15 protein-coding genes are annotated in these 18,395 nt (G+C 43.3%); 9 read left to right on the top strand and 6 right to left on the bottom strand.

Annotated elements, in window-relative coordinates; all coding sequences use genetic code 11:
* The first annotated feature begins 103 nt into the window (after positions 1 to 103).
* A complete protein-coding gene (locus ABWT76_RS01045) occupies positions 104 to 574 on the top strand; it encodes a pentapeptide repeat-containing protein (protein WP_354635496.1) in 471 nt (156 codons plus the stop codon).
* Positions 575 to 880: 306 nt separating this feature from the next.
* On the opposite strand, the gene cax is transcribed toward ABWT76_RS01045, so the two are convergent.
* Positions 881 to 1,975, bottom strand: a complete 1,095-nt coding sequence (cax, locus tag ABWT76_RS01050) for a calcium/proton exchanger (RefSeq protein ID WP_354635497.1) — start codon at positions 1,973 to 1,975, stop codon at positions 881 to 883.
* Between the two features lie 856 nt (positions 1,976 to 2,831).
* Here cax and ABWT76_RS01055 point away from each other — a divergent pair.
* The 4 genes from ABWT76_RS01055 to ABWT76_RS01070 all read left to right on the top strand — a co-directional run bounded on the left by ABWT76_RS01055 (position 2,832) and on the right by ABWT76_RS01070 (position 11,132).
* Positions 2,832 to 5,501, top strand: a complete 2,670-nt coding sequence (locus ABWT76_RS01055) for a DUF3536 domain-containing protein (protein WP_156331571.1) — start codon at positions 2,832 to 2,834, stop codon at positions 5,499 to 5,501.
* A gap of 418 nt (positions 5,502 to 5,919) precedes the next feature.
* Positions 5,920 to 7,122 carry a response regulator gene (locus ABWT76_RS01060; protein ID WP_156331566.1) on the top strand — a complete coding sequence of 401 codons (1,203 nt, stop codon included), beginning with the start codon at positions 5,920 to 5,922 and terminating at the stop codon, positions 7,120 to 7,122.
* 235 nt (positions 7,123 to 7,357) lie between these two features.
* Positions 7,358 to 7,990, top strand: coding sequence for a chemotaxis protein CheW (locus tag ABWT76_RS01065; RefSeq protein ID WP_054465196.1), 633 nt, complete (start codon positions 7,358 to 7,360; stop codon positions 7,988 to 7,990).
* 178 nt (positions 7,991 to 8,168) lie between these two features.
* On the top strand, positions 8,169 to 11,132 hold the full coding sequence (locus ABWT76_RS01070) for a hybrid sensor histidine kinase/response regulator (protein WP_354635498.1): 2,964 nt from the start codon (positions 8,169 to 8,171) through the stop codon (positions 11,130 to 11,132).
* A 22-nt stretch (positions 11,133 to 11,154) separates the two neighbouring features.
* Here ABWT76_RS01070 and ABWT76_RS01075 read toward each other — a convergent pair whose 3' ends face one another.
* The 4 genes from ABWT76_RS01075 to lysS all read right to left on the bottom strand — a co-directional run bounded on the left by ABWT76_RS01075 (position 11,155) and on the right by lysS (position 15,056).
* The gene (locus ABWT76_RS01075) at positions 11,155 to 11,823 is read right to left on the bottom strand and encodes a Uma2 family endonuclease (RefSeq protein ID WP_054465194.1); all 669 of its coding nucleotides are present in this window, start codon (positions 11,821 to 11,823) and stop codon (positions 11,155 to 11,157) included.
* A 269-nt stretch (positions 11,824 to 12,092) separates the two neighbouring features.
* A complete protein-coding gene (locus ABWT76_RS01080) occupies positions 12,093 to 12,761 on the bottom strand; it encodes a Uma2 family endonuclease (protein ID WP_354635499.1) in 669 nt (222 codons plus the stop codon).
* Between the two features lie 22 nt (positions 12,762 to 12,783).
* The gene (locus tag ABWT76_RS01085; protein WP_054465192.1) at positions 12,784 to 13,404 is read right to left on the bottom strand and encodes a nucleoside triphosphate pyrophosphatase; all 621 of its coding nucleotides are present in this window, start codon (positions 13,402 to 13,404) and stop codon (positions 12,784 to 12,786) included.
* A gap of 74 nt (positions 13,405 to 13,478) precedes the next feature.
* Entirely contained in the window at positions 13,479 to 15,056 is a 1,578-nt protein-coding gene (gene lysS, locus ABWT76_RS01090; RefSeq protein ID WP_054465191.1) for a lysine--tRNA ligase, read from the bottom strand.
* 348 nt (positions 15,057 to 15,404) lie between these two features.
* On the opposite strand from lysS, the gene ABWT76_RS01095 reads away from it, so the two are divergent.
* Complete coding sequence (locus ABWT76_RS01095; protein ID WP_054465190.1) at positions 15,405 to 15,632, top strand: hypothetical protein; 228 nt, start codon at positions 15,405 to 15,407, stop codon at positions 15,630 to 15,632.
* A gap of 92 nt (positions 15,633 to 15,724) precedes the next feature.
* On the opposite strand, the gene ABWT76_RS01100 is transcribed toward ABWT76_RS01095, so the two are convergent.
* Positions 15,725 to 15,949 (bottom strand): ferredoxin-thioredoxin reductase variable chain, encoded by a 225-nt coding sequence (locus ABWT76_RS01100; protein ID WP_082348764.1) that lies wholly within the window; start codon positions 15,947 to 15,949, stop codon positions 15,725 to 15,727.
* Positions 15,950 to 16,324: 375 nt separating this feature from the next.
* Between ABWT76_RS01100 and ABWT76_RS01105 the strand changes: the two genes are divergently transcribed.
* From ABWT76_RS01105 to ABWT76_RS01115, 3 genes are all read left to right on the top strand, one after another.
* A complete protein-coding gene (locus ABWT76_RS01105; RefSeq protein WP_156331565.1) occupies positions 16,325 to 16,477 on the top strand; it encodes a hypothetical protein in 153 nt (50 codons plus the stop codon).
* 57 nt (positions 16,478 to 16,534) lie between these two features.
* On the top strand, positions 16,535 to 16,888 hold the full coding sequence (locus ABWT76_RS01110) for a hypothetical protein (RefSeq protein ID WP_054465187.1): 354 nt from the start codon (positions 16,535 to 16,537) through the stop codon (positions 16,886 to 16,888).
* 516 nt (positions 16,889 to 17,404) lie between these two features.
* Positions 17,405 to 18,109 carry a pentapeptide repeat-containing protein gene (locus ABWT76_RS01115; protein WP_054465185.1) on the top strand — a complete coding sequence of 235 codons (705 nt, stop codon included), beginning with the start codon at positions 17,405 to 17,407 and terminating at the stop codon, positions 18,107 to 18,109.
* Positions 18,110 to 18,395 lie beyond the last annotated feature (286 nt).

An 18,395-nucleotide genomic window follows, 5' to 3' on the forward strand; every position in this document is an offset into this window, starting at 1 on the left:
AATGGATCTGACTCCGATAATACCCCAAGTGGCTATGAAGGTGGCGGTAACGGGGAAACAAACAGCTTACAACCTATATATAACAAGACTTGTAAAGAACTGTTTGAAAGACACTCAAATTTCTGAGGATAGCCAAATAGGCGATCGCAGGCGGTTGGTCTGGGAAATCGTCAATCAGCAAGCCGAAGGCGCTAACTTAGAAGGAGTCAACCTCGCAGGAGCAAATCTAAAAGGGGCTAACTTAGAAGCTGCTTATCTCAAGAATGCCACTCTGGACAATGCCAAGCTAGAAAATGCCAACCTCACTGGGGCCAACCTAATGAATGCGAACCTTCAACGAGCCACACTCAAGCAAGCCAAGCTGATTAGCGCTACTTTAAAAGGGGCGAATTTGGCCAATGCCGACTTAGAAGCCGCAAACTTATATATAGCAAATCTCCGAGATGCCCAGCTTCAAGGAATTAACCTCAAAGATGCCAATGTCCAAGGAGCCATATTGCCCGGTGGGGAATTAAAAGAGGCATTCGATGAATCCGATGAATCCGATGAATCCGATGAATCCACATCTAATTGATTTCAACCAAGAAACCGGAGCATAAATCCCCCGCCTCACAAACCGGCGGGGATTAAAATCCCCGCCTCATAGCTAAAGTCCGATGAATCGGACTGAAATCAAATCAGGTAATTGTAGAGAGTCGGTTTTAACCGACTTGCGCTGTGAGACGGGGATTTTAATCCCCGGCGGTTTTTGGGCGGATTTCAAATAGTGCAAGATTTCGGTTTTAACTGACTTGAACTATGAGACGGGGAATTGATTCCCCGACGGCTGTGGTCTATTCAGGAGAAAACCCCTGTAAGAAACCTGGTTTCTATCACCCAATTAGCCCATTGCTTCCATCACGGGATGGAAGAAAAAGGCTAATCCCAAAACCGTATAAGCGGCGAGTAACAGGGTGCCTTCTAACCAGTCCGATCGCCCATCAGAACTGACAGAGTTAGCAATCAACACTGCCACGGCCACGGCGACTAACTCAAAGGGGTTAAAGTTCAAATCCATTGGTTGTCCCAGAATCAACCCAGCCAACACCAACACTGGGGCGACAAACAAAGCAATTTGCAAACTGGAACCCACCGCCACGGACACGGACAAATCCATTTTATTTTTCATCGCCACGGTGACAGCAGTGGCGTGTTCGGCGGCGTTGCCAATAATCGGCACCAAAATCACCCCGGTAAATAGGGCGGTCAGACCTAAACTGGCAGTGGCTTCTTCCAGAGAATCCACTAATAATTCTGATTCGATCGCCACCAAAAGAGTACAAACCAGCAGCACCACAGTCCACAAAAGACCATTGGGTTTTTCTGAATGTCCCTCTGAAGAGGACTCATTTTCCGCCTCCCCCACATCACAGAGATAGGCATGAGTTTTCATGGAAAACAGCAGAGTTAATCCGTAGACCAAAATTAAGACCACCGCCACCCAACCAGAAAGGGTTTGCATGGTGCTTTCTTCAATTCCTTGGGAGGTATAGTTCACCGCCGTGGGTAACAGAATCGCAATCACCGCCAGATTCATGGCCGAAGCATTACTTCGGGCAACCACCGGCTGAAAGGTTTGTTCTTTGAATCGCAACCCCCCCAGAAACATAGACAAACCCATAACCAGGAGTAAGTTGCCGATAATCGATCCGGTCAAACTGGCTTTCACCACTTCCACCAGTCCCGCATTCAGGGCAACCAAGGCGATAATTAATTCTGTGGCGTTGCCAAAGGTGGCATTCAGCAATCCGCCAATGGTCGGGCCGACCAAAACCGCAATTTCCTCCGTAGCGGTTCCCATCCAAGCCGCCAGGGGAATGATCGCCAAACAAGCGGTAATAAACACAGTCACGGATCCCCATTCCAGGAAATGAGCGGCAATGGAAACCGGGACAAACAGCAGCAAAACAATAAAAATCAGGTTTTTCGGAGACATTAAGGTATTTCTTGAGGTTGCTACGGGTTGATCTTAAGAAACCGGGTTTCTTTTTGGCCATCCACGGTTAACTCTGGTATCTCACCACAGAAACCCGGTTTCTCATCGCTTTATTTTAAAGAAACCCGATTCGTTGGCGCATGGGAATATTGGCATCTACGATATTTTTGCCGATGCCTAAGTCAGGATTTCTTGATATAGAGGCGGTTTGATTTTTTTCTAAGTAATTTTACTGAAAATGTTGTTTAAAAAACTTAATAAAAATTTAATAATTTTTGTAGCAAAATTTGCCATAAGTTTGTTATTGAAGGCAGACAAAAAGAATTGTTAGCCAGCGATATGCCATCCGGCACGCTTCGCGATCGCAATTTTGTTAACAAACATTTTATATTTACGCCAAATCCAGTAAATTGCTAGAAAAATCAAGCATTTTCCCATGAGACGCGACTGGCTATTTTCAGATTCCAGATTTTGCCCGATCTGCATTGTCAAAAAATCTGTCATCAAATATACATATTTTGTCACATATTTTTGTAAAGAATTGAAAAGATTAAAGTTTTATGTTCAACTGTTAATTTATCAGTTAAATTAGATAAAATACTCTGAGAAATCAGTTATATTGCTCAGGTAGTCATCGGCCATAACCCAACCATAAGACTTGATTAGGGAAAACCGCAGAATTTGATGAGTGTAAATTGACGCAAAGATTGGCAAAGATTTCCGGTCATTTTTTCGGGAAATCTGTAGCTCATGTTAGATGATTTTATTAAGGTGATTAATTATGTCCCCAAATCCTCAAACTACAGACCAGTTTGTATCTCAATTGCCTGAACTCTGGGCAGAAGATTTAGAGTCGATGGAAGATGAAGTAGAAGCTGCCCCCAATCCCTTGCAAACCGCTCATGGGATTTACATTACGGTTCATGGGCATTTTTATCAACCGCCACGGGAAAACCCTTATTTAGATGCGATTGAACGGCAACCCGGTGCAGAACCTTATCACGATTGGAATGAGCGGATTAATCACGAATGTTATCGACCTAATGCTTTTGCCCGCGTCTATAACGATCGCGGAGAAGTGGTCGATATTGTTAATAATTACGAGTATCTCAGTTTTAATATTGGCCCAACTTTAATGAGTTGGTTGGAACGGTACGATCCACAAGTTTATCAGCGGATTTTAGAAGCAGATCGCAAAAGTGCAGAACGTCTGAATGGTCACGGAAATGCGATCGCCCAAGTTTACAATCACATCATCATGCCGTTAGCGAATAAACGGGACAAATATACTCAAATTCGCTGGGGCAAAGCGGACTTTCGCCAACGGTTTGGCCGAGAACCGGAAGGGATGTGGTTGGCAGAAACAGCGGTAGACTATCCTACTTTGGAAGTATTGCACGAGGAAGGGATTAAATTTATTATCTTGGCCCCGTCCCAAGCAGAACGTTGCCGTCTATTGCCCACGGAAGATCAGCCAAAACCGGAATGGAATGCGGTGGGTGGCGGTCAAATTGACCCGACTCGTCCCTATCGATGTTTTCTCCCCAGTCGTGACAAGTTGCCCGAAGCCGTTTCAGAAGCAGAGAGCGAACGCAAATACATCGATATTTTCTTTTATGATGGCCCGATTTCTCGCGACATGGGCTTTAACGATGTGCTGAAAAGTTCCCACCATTTAGCCGGACGCTTATCATTAGCCATTCACGGGGATCATCGTCCCAGTCAACTGATTTCCGTAGCCACCGACGGGGAAACCTTCGGACACCATAAACGGGATGCGGAAAAATGCCTGACCTACGCTTTTATTGCGGAATTTCCCCGTCGCGGCTGGACTTTGACCAATTTTGCTCATTACCTGAGTATCTGTCAACCAACTTGGGAAGTGGAACTAAAGCCCGTCACCGCTTGGAGTTGTTCTCATGGGGTTGACCGTTGGCAAGACAACTGCGGTTGTGGTGGGGGTGGGGAATGGCACCAACTGTGGCGCCGTCCCCTGCGAAATGCCCTCAACTGGTTGCGGGATCAACTGATTTCGATTTATCAAGAAGAGGGTGGCCGCTTGTTGCTCGATCCTTGGCAAGCCCGGGATGAGTATATTCAGGTGATCCGCGATCGCTCCCCAGAAAATGTGGCGAAGTTTTTCCTGCGGCAGCAAAAACACAGCCTCACCCCCTCGGAACAAGTGGACGCCCTGCGGTTATTGGAAATGCAGCGTCATGCCCTATTAATGTTTACCAGTTGTGGTTGGTTTTTTGAAGAACTGTCTCGACCGGAAGGGACGCAGATTTTGCGTTATGCAGCCCGGGCGATCGAATTAGCGGGTGATGTGGCGGGAATTCAACTGGAAAAAGAATTTATCGATCGCCTCTCCCAGGCACAGAGTAACGTTGACTTCTTCCAAGACGGGGCGGGAGTTTATCAACATCAAGTGATTCCCTCGCAAATTAACCTGGAACAAGTCGCCGCCCACTATGCCATCAGCGGCCTATTTACCACCTATTCCACCGAACAGCGCATCTATTGCTACACGGTTTATCAGCGGGATTATCAGTTGCAGCGCATGGGGCCATTGACTTTGGCGGTGGGACAAGTGCAGCTTGCCTCAGGAATTACCCGCGAAAATTTGGAATTAGTCTTTGCGGTGCTTCATTTGGGCGGTTGGGATTTCCACTGCTGCATTCAACCCTTCTCCGGTCGTCGGGCTTACACCCAGATGAAAGAACATCTGATGGGGATTTTACAACAAGGCAGCGCCGCCCAAGCGATTCTGGGGATGAACCAGTATTTTGATGGCAAGTCTTTCAGTTTGCGTGACTTATTTGCCGAAGAACGGCATCGGATTATGCGCTTGCTGAGTCAAGAAACCTTGTTGCGCTTGGATCAACTTTATACCCAAGTATATCGGGATAATTATGGGGTAGTGATGGCTTTCCACCGGGATGAGTTGCCGGTGCCGAAAGAATTACAAGTGGCGGCAGAAATTGCTTTAGGAAATCGCTGTTTGGCGGCGGCAAAAGCCTTGGAAGCGGAAATCGGCGACGATCCAGAAAATGTTCTTAATGCTACAGGAGATAGTTTTTTGGGCTTGACTCAGTTGGTGGAGTTAGAAACTTGTGCCACAGAAGCGGGACATTTACGCTGCCATTTGGATATTCCCGAAGTTAAGCAAATTTTGGAAAAACTGATTGTGCGATCGCTCTCTCACCTGCTTTATCAAGCCAACCCGGAAACCGCCGAACCTCAGCTAGAACGCTTAGAACGAATGATTGCCGTGGGCAAACAACTGAATCTGCATTTGGCTACGGATCAAATCCAAGAATTGTACTTCTACTGGCTGCATGGGGACATCGGGGATCAATGCTTTTATGCCGCTTATGGGAATCAAAACGGCGATCAAAATCGCGATCGCAGCGGTGATGATGCCAACAATACCTCGATTTGCTGGACGGTTTCTCAATTCCGTCGTCTCTTGCAACTGGGCAAAAAACTCTCGGTCAATGTCAGCACTCACTTAGAATCCCTCTAAATCGGAGGTTTTCTGTTGAGTAAATCACAAATATCCGTAGGGGCGATGTAGGGGCGATGTAGTGGCGATGTAGGGGCGAATCGCCCCTACATACATCTTTTGTCTGTGGTCGATCGGAAAGAAAATATCAACAACCCTCACCGGGTGGTAATTGGGCGTTATTTCCCCCGGATGTGTACGAGTATTTTTGCTTACTCATATGTCCGTCTATTTACTTAAGTGTAATATCCGTAAATACACGGAGAAAAAAATCCTGGTTACCACTGATGTGAAATTTCAATTTCACGATTACTATCGTGAATAGAAAAATGTCAACATAAAAATCTAGTAAAGTCTCTAAATTAGAATTTTCTATAAACAAAAGATAAATAATTTATTGAACTTACATTCAGAATCAATTCGGGGGTAAATTGCAACCATGACACAAGCTACTTCAATTAAGACTCAAGCGATAGAATCTGCGAAATCAAATCAAGCACAAAAAAATTTAATCTCTCCAGGGCAAATTCTGCAAAATATTGTCACAAAAAAAATTACTGGCAAATTAACCATCAGCGACCCAAACGATGAGTCAATTTTTTGGCGCGTGTATGTAGGCAATGGACAAATTCATTTTGCAACCAGTGCAATGGGGCAAAAAGAACGTTTGGAATACTTCCTACAATGGTATTACCCGGAATTAGAATTTAATGGTAAGGAATTTAAGTCCGACTATCAGCAAATTTGCCACTACTGGAAATCCGGTAATTTGTCAGTTCAACAAGTTAGAAAATTGCTATTCTGGTTAACCCAGGATGCGTTAATTCAATTGCTGGCTTTGCCCAAAGGCGTGGTTCAATTTGAAAAAACCGTAGGGTTAGATCCGATATTGTTATCGGTTTCCCTGAAAGAATTGGTATGGCCCATGCGCGGGGTGATCGGTCAATGGCAAAAATTGCAACCAGAAATTACTTCACCGTTTCAACGGGTGATGATTAAAAATATCAAAGAACTGCCCAAGCTGTTGTGGGAAAAAGTCAGAGATATCGATTTTATCAAAGCTTTGTGCCAAGTTTTGAGTCAAAATCCTTCTTTGTATGAAGCCGCCAAATATTTAAAAGCGGATGCTTTAGGATTAGCGGCTTTATTACAACCCTTAGTCCGGGCTGGAGTTATAGAAATTCAGCCTTATTACTCACCCAAAACCCAGGAAAAACCAATTATTGCTTGCATTGATGATAGTAAAACCGTGCAACGCAATGTGAAAATGGTTTTAGAAGCCAGTGGGTATCGGGTGCTGAGTATTACCGAACCGGCAAAAGCTCTGAGTACAATGGTGAGATATAAGCCAGCTTTGGTGCTGATGGATATCAATATGCCAGAGATTAATGGCTATGAATTATCGCGGATGCTGCGTCAGTCTAAGCAATTCCATACCCTGCCGATTGTGATGTTGACTGGGCGGGATGGTTTAATTGATAAGATGCGATCGCAAATGGTGGGGGCAAATGACTATATTACTAAGCCTGTCCCACCCCTGATGCTGCTCAGTACCATTGAAAAAAATCTGCAATCAGCGCAAACCGTGACCCAGCCAAAAAAATCTTTGGCTCAAGAAAACGCGATGCTACAAATGGCCTAATTTTTCACCATTCATCTTCCTAGACTATATCAGTTTTGACTGGTTTTTGACTCGTCGATGGCTTTCCAGAGAATTCTGAGAACACGCTCGCATTTGGATCGCATTTACCTAAACGCCGATCGCTCATATATCTCTGATATATCGCTGATATACTTCTGATATACCTTATATATTTTGGTATTTTTTTGATATCTTGGAGAAGATCGGCAGCGTAAATGGGATAGATGCGGATAAAGTGAAAGATTACTTAGGCTTTCAGGTAAAAAATTCTGTGCGCTTGGTAGTGCCTGCGGATTGGGTGGTGGAAGCGATCGCCTTGAATTGCCATGAAATTTGTCCCATTCCCGGTGTCACCGATGGGATTTTGGGAGTGATTGATTACCAAGGACAGTTAGTTTGGGTGATTGACTTAGGGGAATACTTGACTCATGTACTCGGTTTAGCCTCTGCCCCTTTGCTCGATGAAAATTATCCGATAGAAAATAAATCAGCCAATCAATTAACCAATCAATTAACCAATAAATCAACCAATCAATCAACCAATCAATCAACCAATCAATTAACCAATCAATTAACCGGGGTGGCGATCGCATTGCCTCGTTCCCAGTCCCAGAAACCAATTAACTCGCAACCATTAATCTGGGTTTTCTCGGAACTACACGGCATCGTCTCCTTAAATCCCGCCAAGTTCAGACCCTTGCCTAGTCAGTTTACCTCCTTACTCGGTGCTTATTTCAGCGGTTTAACGGAAATTTTCTCCACTTCAGCGACCACAAACTCCACAACTGTGGCAATTTTAAATATGAATAGTTTATTCTCTGCTTTAGAATATCAAAGAGGCTATCAGCTATCAGCGATTAGCGATTAGGGATCGGCTTTTAGGGATCCGGGAACTTTAAGGGCAGGGAATTTCTGAAAAGTCGGCAGTCAGTAGGGTTGATAAAGCGAATCACCCCTACTGGTAATAGCTGATGGCGAATAGCTAATGACGAATAGCTGATAGCCGATTAATTGACACTTGAGGCATAGTAAAGGGGATGAATGGTTTGCTGGCACCACTCGATTTAGAGGCGATCGCCCAAGAATCGCGCAATTGTTTTTTATACGAAGAAGCGCCAGATTATTTGGTGATTTTAGAGCAAGGGATTGCTCAGTTAGGCAATCCCAAAGGGACGATTAATCTGGATGAGCAATATCAAAAATTAATTCGGGTGGCGCATTCCCTGAAAGGAGGCGCAAGTTTAGCGGAAATGCCAGCCCTTTCTCAGTTGTCTCATAAGTTAGAAGATTTACTGATTGCTATCCAAGAAAAGCGGGTTAGCTTGCATGAACAAGTTTCAAGCAATCGCACTTCCGTTAAATCTGAAGTCACATCTGGTGGAGCCGATCGCACCACTTCCGCGTATCAATTATTGTTGATGAGTCTGGATCGAGTGAGTGCGTTACTATTTGAAGCCCTAAATCAGCCAGAATTACCCAATGAAACTGCCCCACAAATGGCCGATCTGCTGTGTGATGCGATCGATCAGTTTTTAGCTTCTCAGGGTTGTGCTAAGTCTGAGGAATTGGCGGATTTGGAGAATGTAACTCCTTTAGATCGTCATCCCCAAGTGAGTAGTTTTATTAAAACTTCTCTGGAAGTGGATTTAGAAGATTGTTTGCAAAGAATTGAATCTAGCTTGAGGGAAAATCAAGCCAGTGACAGTATTTCTACAGAGGCTACCAAAGAGGCTACCAGAGAAGCGATCGCGACTTTTGCTGAAGAATGCACATTGCTCGGAGACGCATTAGGGGTGAATTGGTTAAGTGAAATCGGTTCTCAGCTTGAACAATCGTCACAAAATACTGATATTTCTTTGCAACAGGTGACAGAGGCGATCGCCCAAATTCGGCAGCAAAGAAATCAAACCCTTTATGGTTCGGAAACCGAATCATTGAACTCAGACGAGGAGGAAAATTCTGCGGTCAGTGCGGAAACCGAGTGGCAATCTCCAGAAGAATTTTCTGATTTAGATTCTGATTTAGATTCTGATTTGCCAGAACCGCCACCACTATCTTCCCCGGTGCCCCAGCGATTTCTAAAGTATTTGATTCGTCAACCAGAGAAGGCGCGATCGCCAGAAAATATTAATCTGCGAGTTTCCTTATCCCGCATTGACCGGATGACCAATACCGTAGGCGAACTGCTGATTAATTATGAACAACTAGAACAATGCGAACAACAATTAAAAGATGCCATTCTCGGCCAAAATTTATTACCCAAAAGTGCAAATGGCACCGCCGCACATAATCTAAAATCATCCCCAGAAGCTACCGACTTGCTAAAAACTGTTTTTCAAATTAATCAGCGATTCGATCAAAATCGGATTGACATGGTTTTGGGGGCGCGTAACCTGCGGAACACCCTGGCAAATATGCGCTCATCCTTAGAACAGTTGTACCGGGATTTAACCGCAGCGCGAATGGTGCCTTTTCGGGAAATGACCGAACGCTTTTTTGTGTTAATTGAAGACTTAAAAAAACAGTACCAAAAATCTGTTAATTTAGTAGTTTCTGGGCAAGATGTTTTAATCGATCGCTGGATTGTAGAACAATTACAAACCCCCTTAACTCACTTATTACGCAATGCCTTTGACCACGGCATTGAATTGCCCGGAGAACGATCTAACCACGGCAAATCTAATCAGGCAACTATTCATTTGTCTGCGGTCTCTAACGGCACTTATGTGGTGATTTCGATTGCCGATGATGGTCGAGGCATTAATCCAGAAAAAATTTACCAAAAAGCCTTGGAAAAAGGACTGATTTCTCCAGACCAAAAAACCTGGTCAGCGGATGAAATTTTGAAATTTTTGTTTACTCCTGGGTTTTCCACAGCGGAGCGGTTGACAGATATTTCCGGTCGGGGTGTGGGATTAGATATTGTGGTGCAAGAAGTGGCGAAATTAGGCGGTTCGCTCGCGGTAAAGACCACATTAGGAATCGGCACCCAATTTACTATAACTATTCCTTTAACCCTGAGTATTTTACCCATGCATATTTTTCGCTGTCAAGGGCAAACTTTTGCCATACCTGCGGCTAACGTTTTGGAGACGATCCGTTTAGCCGATAGTTTAGCCGAAGTTACAGGCAATCGGGTCAACAATGCGGCAGAAAATCAGTCAAATATTCAGTGGCAAAATCAATTTATTCCAGTATTTCATTTAAATGAATTGTTGCCTGTTCGGTCATGCTGTCCCAGTGAGCGATCGGCCAATTCCTCAGAAGCATCTAATTTAGGTAGTTTAGGGAGTTTAGGATTGGTGGTTAAAGTCAAAGAAAATCCCATTATTTTAGTTGTTGATGCTTTATTAGGTGAACGGCGATTAGTTCTAAAGCCCTTAGATTACCGGGTTCCAGTTCCGCCTTATGTCGCCGGGTGTACCGTCCTAGGAAATCGTCAGATTGTTCCGGTGCTTTCACCGGATCATTTTGTCAGTTTAATCAAAAATTTGTCCCATAACAATTCGTCAAAAATCACCCCAGAAAATATAAGCCCAGAAAATATAAGCCCAGAAAATATAAGCCCAGAAAATATAAGCCCAAAAAATCTAGATCAAATAGAGCCAAAAAACGGCGCGATCGCACATCATCCATCAGGGCGAATTTTAATTGTCGATGATTCGCGCACCGTGCGTTGTTTGTTGCAACAAACTTTGTCTCAAGCCGGTTTTTTGGTGGAAGAAGCGAGTGATGGTGCAGCGGGTTTTGCTAAGGTAGCAGAAGCCCAGGGTGAATTTGATTTAGTGATTTCCGATTTGGAAATGCCGCATCTGGATGGGTTGGGATTTTTGCAGAAAATTCGGGCATCTCAATGGTCAGATTTGCCTGTAGGGATGTTAACTTCGCAGGCCAAGGAAATTTATGTGAAAACCGCGAAAAAGTTGGGGGTCAAATTTTATTTGACTAAGCCATTTAAACCAGCAGAAATTATTAAGTTAATTGAAAAAAATGTATCAAAAAATTCATAAGTTTTACCTATTTATCGCTGGTTTACCTGTTGGTTTCGCATCTGGTTTCGGCTAAAACTTGTCTCACCCAAGCCCGAAAAGAACGCAATAAAGTTGTTTCTCCTAAAGTTTGGCTTTGGCTGAAAAATTTCGTTAGTTCTGTCACCGATAACAGGGGAAAAGCAAGCGATCGCTCCACCATGATATATTTTCCCGCTTCTAACTGTAAGAACTTGACCACCCCGCGATCGCATCGCCAAATTTCTGGCACCCCCATTGCCGCATAAATCCCTTCTCGATCCACAGAACTACTGGAAACATCAATTTCAATTACCAAATCCGGGGGCGGATCGGTAGTTAAATCAATCCGGGATTTTCCCTTAACCAATCGTTCATTTTGAATATAAAAACTTGAATCCGGTTCAGCCCCTTTTGCTAAATCTGGGCGCTTCAAAGTTGTCGAACCGACACTTAAAATTTCTATATTTCCTTCTTCTGCTAAAGCATCAACAAATTTTTCTAAAATTCGTTTTGGGTTTTCGTGGTCTAACAGCGGCGTCATAATTTCTAATAATTCTCGGTCATAGCATAAGCGAACAGTCCGATTATCTCCCATTTCCGCTAACAGTTGTTCATAGGTATGCCAGCTAATATGATGGAGGACAACTCTACCGATCGCAGTCGGAGTTAAAGTCGGTGCAGTTATGGTCATAAAAAATCTGCTTCAATTTAAATTATTTTTTTAACCAAAAGTCAGTCCGTAGGTTGGGTTGAGGCACGAAACCCAACGGAGGAGAGAGAATAGAGAAGAGACAATAGAGAATAGAGGTTCGTAGGAGAGGAAAAATTGAAATCTCCACTTTTCACTCTTTCATCAGCATCTATTTCCTAGGCATCTCTGTTGGGTTTTGCTTCGCTCAACCCAACCTACAAATACTATGTCATATTATGTAATATAATATATGTAATAGATATTGCCATCTAATTGCTGGTTTCGCTGTTGCTTTCCGCTAAAACTTGTCTCACCCAAGCCCGAAAAGAACGCAATAAAGTTGTTTCTCCTAAAGTTTGGCTTTGGCTGAAAAATTTCGTTAGTTCTGTCACCGATAACAGGGGAAAAGCAAGCGATCGCTCCACCATGATATATTTTCCTGCTTCTAACTGTAAGAACTTGACCACCCCGCGATCGCAGCGCCAAATTTCTGGCACCCCCATTGCCGCATAAATCCCTTCTCGATCCACAGAACTACTGGAAACATAAATTTCAATTACCAAATCCGGGGGCGGATCGGTAGTTAAATCAATTCGGGATTTTCCCTTAACCAATCGTTCATTTTGAATATAAAAACTTGAATCCGGTTCAGCCCCTTTTGCTAAATCTGGGCGCTTCAAAGTTGTCGAACCCGCTCGCATTATTTCTATATTTAACTCTTCGGCTAATACCCCCACCAAAGCCGTTAAAATTTCTTTTGGGTTTTCGTGGTCTAACAGCGGCGTCATAATTTCTAGTAATCCTCGGTCATAGCATAAGCGAATCGTCCGATTATCTTCCATTTCCGCTAACAGTTGTTCATAGGTATGCCAGCTAATCTGATTGAGGACTACTCTTCCGGGTACAGTCGGGGTTAAAGTCGGCGCAGTTATGGTCATAAAAAATCTGCTCCAATTTAAATTATTTTTTTAACCAGAAGTCAGTCACATCATAACCTAAATCAGTAATCATCTGCCGCAGCAACGGTAAACTTAACCCAATCACGTTAGTATGACAGCCCTCAAGTTTTTCCACAAACAGTCCCCCTTGACCATCAATAGCAAAACAACCGGCACAGTTTAGGGGTTCTCCCGTTGCCACATAAGAAACAATTTGTCGATCGCTCATGGGGGCAAAATAAACTTTGGTCACTTGGCAACGAACTAAAGTATTGCCTTTAGTTAAATCTATCAGTGCATGACCTGTGTAAAGTTCGCCCACAGAACTCCGCATTTTTTGCCAACGAGCGATCGCCACTTCGGGAGTTTCTGGTTTCCCATGAATTTCCCCATCTAATACCAACACTGAATCACATCCTAATACTAACATCGGGGAATGGTTCGGATCGTGCGGGGTAAATTCTTGGGCGACCACTTCTGCCTTACAGCGGGCTAAAGTCTCAACTAATTCACTGGGTTCATCAATCTGAACTTGTGACTCATCAAAATTACTCCGACAAACAATTGGTTCAAATCCCGCTTGTTTTAATAACATTAAGCGAGCGGGAGAAGTTGAAGCTAAAATCAACGCTGGATTCTTCATAATCAGTATAATCAGTTAATCGTTAATTCTGTTACAGCGGATAGGGTGGGATTTTGCCCACCCTAATTAATCTACTATTGATTTTCTTTACTTTCTTTAATCGGTCGCATAGTTGGGAACATAATCGCATCGCGAATACTCAGGGTATTCGTGAGTAACATAATCACCCGGTCAATACCAATTCCCCAGCCCGCACAATTGGGCATTCCTAATGATAAAGCTTGGATAAAATCTTCATCCATTGGATGCGCTTCATCATCCCCCGCTTCTCTTTGTTGCCGTTGTTGTTCAAACCGTTTGCGCTGTTCTTGGGGGTCATTCAACTCAGAAAAGCCGTTAGCAAATTCTGTGCCATTAATAAACAGTTCAAACCGTTCCACAAATCCCGGTTTGCTGCGATGAGATTTCGCCAGTGGGCTAATTTCAATGGGGAAATCAATGATAAAGGTGGGTTCAATTAAGGTGGATTCCACTAATTTATCAAAGACCCCATAGAGAACATAGCCTAAACTCTGTTTTTCTAGTCCTGATAAGTGGATTCCCAGGCTTTCCGCTTTGGCGATCGCATCCTCTAATTCTAAACAATCAAAATCTAGACCAGTTTGGTCTTTGACCGCTTCCACCATTGTTTTAATTTGCCAATGTTTGCCGGTCAAATTGGGATATTTGGCACTATAGTCGTATGGGCGATCGAGATTAATGGTTTGACCTTGATATTCCACTGCGGTGCGATCGCCCAAAACTTGCTGTACCGTATAGGTAATCACATCTTCAATCGTCCCCATAATATCAAAATAATCCGCATAAGCCTGATAAACTTCCAGGGAAGTAAATTCTGGGTTATGGGTGCTATCAATCCCTTCGTTTCTAAATACCCGACCTAACTCATAAACCCGCTCAAAACCGCCACAAATAGCCCGTTTTAAGAATAATTCTGGAGCAATCCGTAAAAACAAATCCACATCTAAAGCATTATGATGGGTGATAAACGGTCTAGCCGCAGCCCCTCCATAAATTGCTTGCAACACTGGAGTTTCAATTTCATAAAATTGTTGCTGATTCAGATAATTTCTAATACTCTGAATAATCCGACTCCGCATCATATACCGTTGCAAAGATTGGGGATTTCCGGCCATATCCATTTCCCGATTGCGGCGGCAGATTTCTGGGTCGCCAACACCATAATATAAATCAGGAAAAGGAATGGTAGCTTTTGAGATCAATGTGATGCTATCTACCTGGAGAGAAAGTTCACCCCGATTCGTCCGACAAGCAATCCCTTCTGCCCCAATAAAGTCCCCTTCATCTAATAGTTTTTGAATCTGTTTGAAGCTTAAACCAGAATCTTCTTTAACCAGTTTTTTCTCGATTTTTAGTTGAAGTTTCCCACTAATATCCGTCAGGTCAATAAAGCAAATGCTGCCACTACTGCGAAAAGAGGTAATCCGACCGGATAAGCGAATGTTTAAGCCTTCCGGATCCGCTTGACCATTTTCTAGTTCTTTTCCCGGTTGGGCGAAATGCTGGCGCACTTGCTCTGTGGTGTGAGTGCGCTGGTAAGATTGGCTAGGATAAGGTTCTATCCCTTGCGATCGCAGTTGTTCCACTTTTTGGGCGCGAACTTCTGCTTCATTGCGAGTAGTCTGAGTCATGCTGTGTTTTTTTTATTTTAGAGAAACTTTCCATTATAACATACTCGGTTCCATCTGTTGGCAAAAAACAAAAGCATTCTCTTGAACCGGGGGCGGGAGAATTGATTGATCGATTGCCTGGAATGACCGCGATCGCCATTCGACAAAGGAAAGAAGAGAAAGAAAAGAAAAAGTAAAATGAATAAAATGAATAAAATGAATAAAATGAGTAAAATGAAGAAAATGAAGAAAACGAAAAAAATGAAAAAAATGAAAAAAATGAAAATATTGCTATAGACCGCCCTGATGGATAAATCTCAACTATCCCTGGCTTTAAAAATAAAATCAAACTACCTTTGTTAAAAAATTATGCTACCTAACAATTTTTCCCAACTGATTCCTTACATACAACCGGAACTGGAAATTTTAGAAACTTACCAAGTTACTCAGCAATTTTACCAGGAAGTGAAATATAGACAAGAGTTTGAAAGCTATTGCCAATGGTATGAGGATACTGCCGAATTCCATCGTCAAGAATTGCAGAAAATGCGGGGGGATTTGAACTTATTCGGTTGGTTCATGCGGCAAAAATCCTGAAAAGTTTAGCAACAGTCTGGGCCCGCAAATTGCCAGGGGGCGAACTCACTCAATCGCCCCTATTTGGTATTTGGTGTTTGGCTGTCCGTTAATTATGACAATATTTCGAGTTCTTCTTCCCGAAAATGAGCTTTGAACTTTTTGTCAAATTGGACTTGTACTGGCAAGTTGGCGCTGATGGGTTTGCCTTGCCAGTCGTTTACCAAAGCCACCACTTCTCCTTCCAAACCCTTGAGGTCAAAGGCTTGATTCCGAGATTCAGGATGATGGTAAACAATCACAGATTCTTGAACACGAACACGAACGCCTGCTTCCATAAACAAATCCATTAGCTAATGTATCTACAAATTTGGCTCCAAGAGGTTTGGCATTTCGGTGATGCCAACAATGTCACTCTATCATCTCACATTATGTAACCACGATATGTAACCACGATATGTAACCAAGATATGTAACCACGATGAGTTTGGGGTTGAGGGGTTGGGTTTAAGGCTTTGGGTTTAAGGCTTTGGGGTTGAGGCTTTGGGGTTGAGGGGTTGGGGTTGAGGCTTTAGGGTTGAGGCTTTGGGGTTGAGGCTTTGGGGTTGAGGGGTTGGGGTTGAGGGGTTGGGGTGATGCCATCAGCGTAACTTGATCGCCTACTCCTTTGACCCTAAACAAAGGCAAAGAGCCTAAAAAAACTGTTAAATTTTATGAAGTTTACCAAGTTGATCGCCTCAAATGGTAAAGAAGGATCGTCAAGGAAATATGCTGGAGTGAAAGCGGGCAAAGGATATCGACCGGGCTGTACCAGCAACTTCTTCACCTTTGGCCAAGATGTAAATTCTGTCACACTCTCTGGGTGAAAAAGTGCTATCACATAAATATAAATCAAAAATAATAAATAGCTTGGCGAGGTCGCTATGTCATCATATACATTCGACATTTTAGGAGTTTCTCCTCTATTAGATTTTTTCACACAACAGGAAAAAATTAAGGAAAAAACTGCTCATCTCGATTTGGAATATTTAGGTAGCTATACCTGCACCCTGGATAGTTTCCTCTCCTCGGTGGAAAGCGTTTCATTGTATAAAAACTGGCAAAGAGATAAAGTGTTGGATACGGTGATTAATTTCTGGATGAAAAACGGCGAAAGTATTGAGTATTGGACTGAACGGTTACACGATGCTGGGGCTGAAAACCTTTTGGTGGCACGAGTTGGTGATATTCAGGGTTTAAAGTACACTTTTGAGTCTTTGATGAATTCTAGCCTGTAACATCATTATTGAAGAGATTTTGGCTCAAACACGAGCAAGTTTCCCTCCAACCCAATTGGTATGGAGGGTTTTTTTGTTCCCTTTTTCTCAAATCCAAGCAAATGGTAATCGGTGGGCTGATTTTAGCCCATGGGCGATCGCCCATTACCGGGAAAGACCTTGGCACTGGGTTGATTCCCCTGACCACGGGGGTCAATCATCCAGGCCGCCGCTGAATTGTTCCGGTCTTAACCAGGTCGCTCGATCTGACCCTTGATGAAATCTAGAAAATTTGTTGCAAAAATTTATACAATAATAACCCAGTTTTTTATACAATGAGAGCATAACAAGAGATTAAGTCAATTATCTCAGTGATGAACAGCACAGAGGAAATTGACCTAGATCACATTGTCCAGAAACATCAACAAAAAACTATTGATAGATTACCAGAATCTTGATCTGAAGAGATTGATCGCCTCCGGTAATGCAAAAAATGTTTTAAAGTAATAATATTAGGAGTTGAGAGTGGGAGTGAGTATGAAGTTTGGGAACTGGGCGATCGCGGTACTAATCGGCACAATCTCTGTAGGGACTCCGGCTAAAGCCGAAAATCCCGCAGATCTGCAACAATTACTAGAAACCAAGCAATGTAGCAGATGTGATTTAAGCGGGGCAAATTTAGCCGGGGTGGATTTACAAGGCGCCAACTTGGAAGAAGCCAATCTCAGTGGCACAAACCTAGAAGGCGCAAACCTGAATCAAGCGAATTTAATCCGAGCCAATTTGACCGACGCGAAATTAATCCGAGCCAGCCTGATTGCCGCTAAACTGCATGGTGCAAACATGGAACGGGCTAATTTAATTGCCGCGAATTTAACTTTAGCCGGGTTGGTAATTACTCGCTTGAATTATGCCAACCTGACCTCGGCGAATCTGGTTGGGGCGAATCTAGAAAGTGCCGATTTAGTGGGAGCCAATCTTCGTCTGGCATCTCAGTCAATCTTCAGCTTGAGGGAAGTCAGCCTCAGAGAGGGTACTCCGTTTGGTATGGAAATGGCTGGAGTTAACCTACGGGATGCGGATTTAACCAATGCCAACCTCATGGGAGCCAACTTGAATTGGTCTGATTTGACCAATGCCAAGTTAGAGAATGCGGATATGCGGTATGTGCAACTTCAAGGAGCGCAAATTTCGCCCCAAAGTGCCTATTCGATCCCTTCAGTGGTTCAAGCGGAACCGTAAGAAAAAAAAGATTGTTAGTAATTGATTTTTTTGTGGGATGACCACCAGGAAATCGAGCCGGATCTCAGACGACTATCTCCCTAAAGACTAGACCTAGATTCGACTCCCGTGGCGGCAAAATCTCTCAAGTAAAACATGAAAACATCAGTAATCATCAGGAATAATTTATAGGCGATCCCTTCTGGAAGGTTATCAAGAGGGGATCGCCTATAAATTATTCCTGATGAATTGCTAATGATGAATTGCCAATGATGAATTGCTAATGATGAATTGCTAATGATGAATT

Source organism: Planktothricoides raciborskii GIHE-MW2, from assembly GCF_040564635.1.
In the GTDB taxonomy this organism is placed as follows: Bacteria; Cyanobacteriota; Cyanobacteriia; order Cyanobacteriales; family Laspinemataceae; genus Planktothricoides; species Planktothricoides raciborskii.

Coding starts and splice junctions, on each gene's coding strand:
- ABWT76_RS01080 (WP_354635499.1), bottom strand. CDS start 12,761: ATGACCATAACTGCGCCGACTTTAACCCCGACTGTACCCGGAAGAGTA.
- ABWT76_RS01110 (WP_054465187.1), top strand. CDS start 16,535: ATGTCATCATATACATTCGACATTTTAGGAGTTTCTCCTCTATTAGAT.
- ABWT76_RS01085 (WP_054465192.1), bottom strand. CDS start 13,404: ATGAAGAATCCAGCGTTGATTTTAGCTTCAACTTCTCCCGCTCGCTTA.
- cax (WP_354635497.1), bottom strand. CDS start 1,975: ATGTCTCCGAAAAACCTGATTTTTATTGTTTTGCTGCTGTTTGTCCCG.
- ABWT76_RS01055 (WP_156331571.1), top strand. CDS start 2,832: ATGGAAGATGAAGTAGAAGCTGCCCCCAATCCCTTGCAAACCGCTCAT.
- lysS (WP_054465191.1), bottom strand. CDS start 15,056: ATGACTCAGACTACTCGCAATGAAGCAGAAGTTCGCGCCCAAAAAGTG.
- ABWT76_RS01095 (WP_054465190.1), top strand. CDS start 15,405: ATGCTACCTAACAATTTTTCCCAACTGATTCCTTACATACAACCGGAA.
- ABWT76_RS01075 (WP_054465194.1), bottom strand. CDS start 11,823: ATGACCATAACTGCACCGACTTTAACTCCGACTGCGATCGGTAGAGTT.
- ABWT76_RS01100 (WP_082348764.1), bottom strand. CDS start 15,949: ATGGAAGCAGGCGTTCGTGTTCGTGTTCAAGAATCTGTGATTGTTTAC.
- ABWT76_RS01115 (WP_054465185.1), top strand. CDS start 17,405: ATGAAGTTTGGGAACTGGGCGATCGCGGTACTAATCGGCACAATCTCT.
- ABWT76_RS01105 (WP_156331565.1), top strand. CDS start 16,325: ATGAAGTTTACCAAGTTGATCGCCTCAAATGGTAAAGAAGGATCGTCA.
- ABWT76_RS01060 (WP_156331566.1), top strand. CDS start 5,920: ATGACACAAGCTACTTCAATTAAGACTCAAGCGATAGAATCTGCGAAA.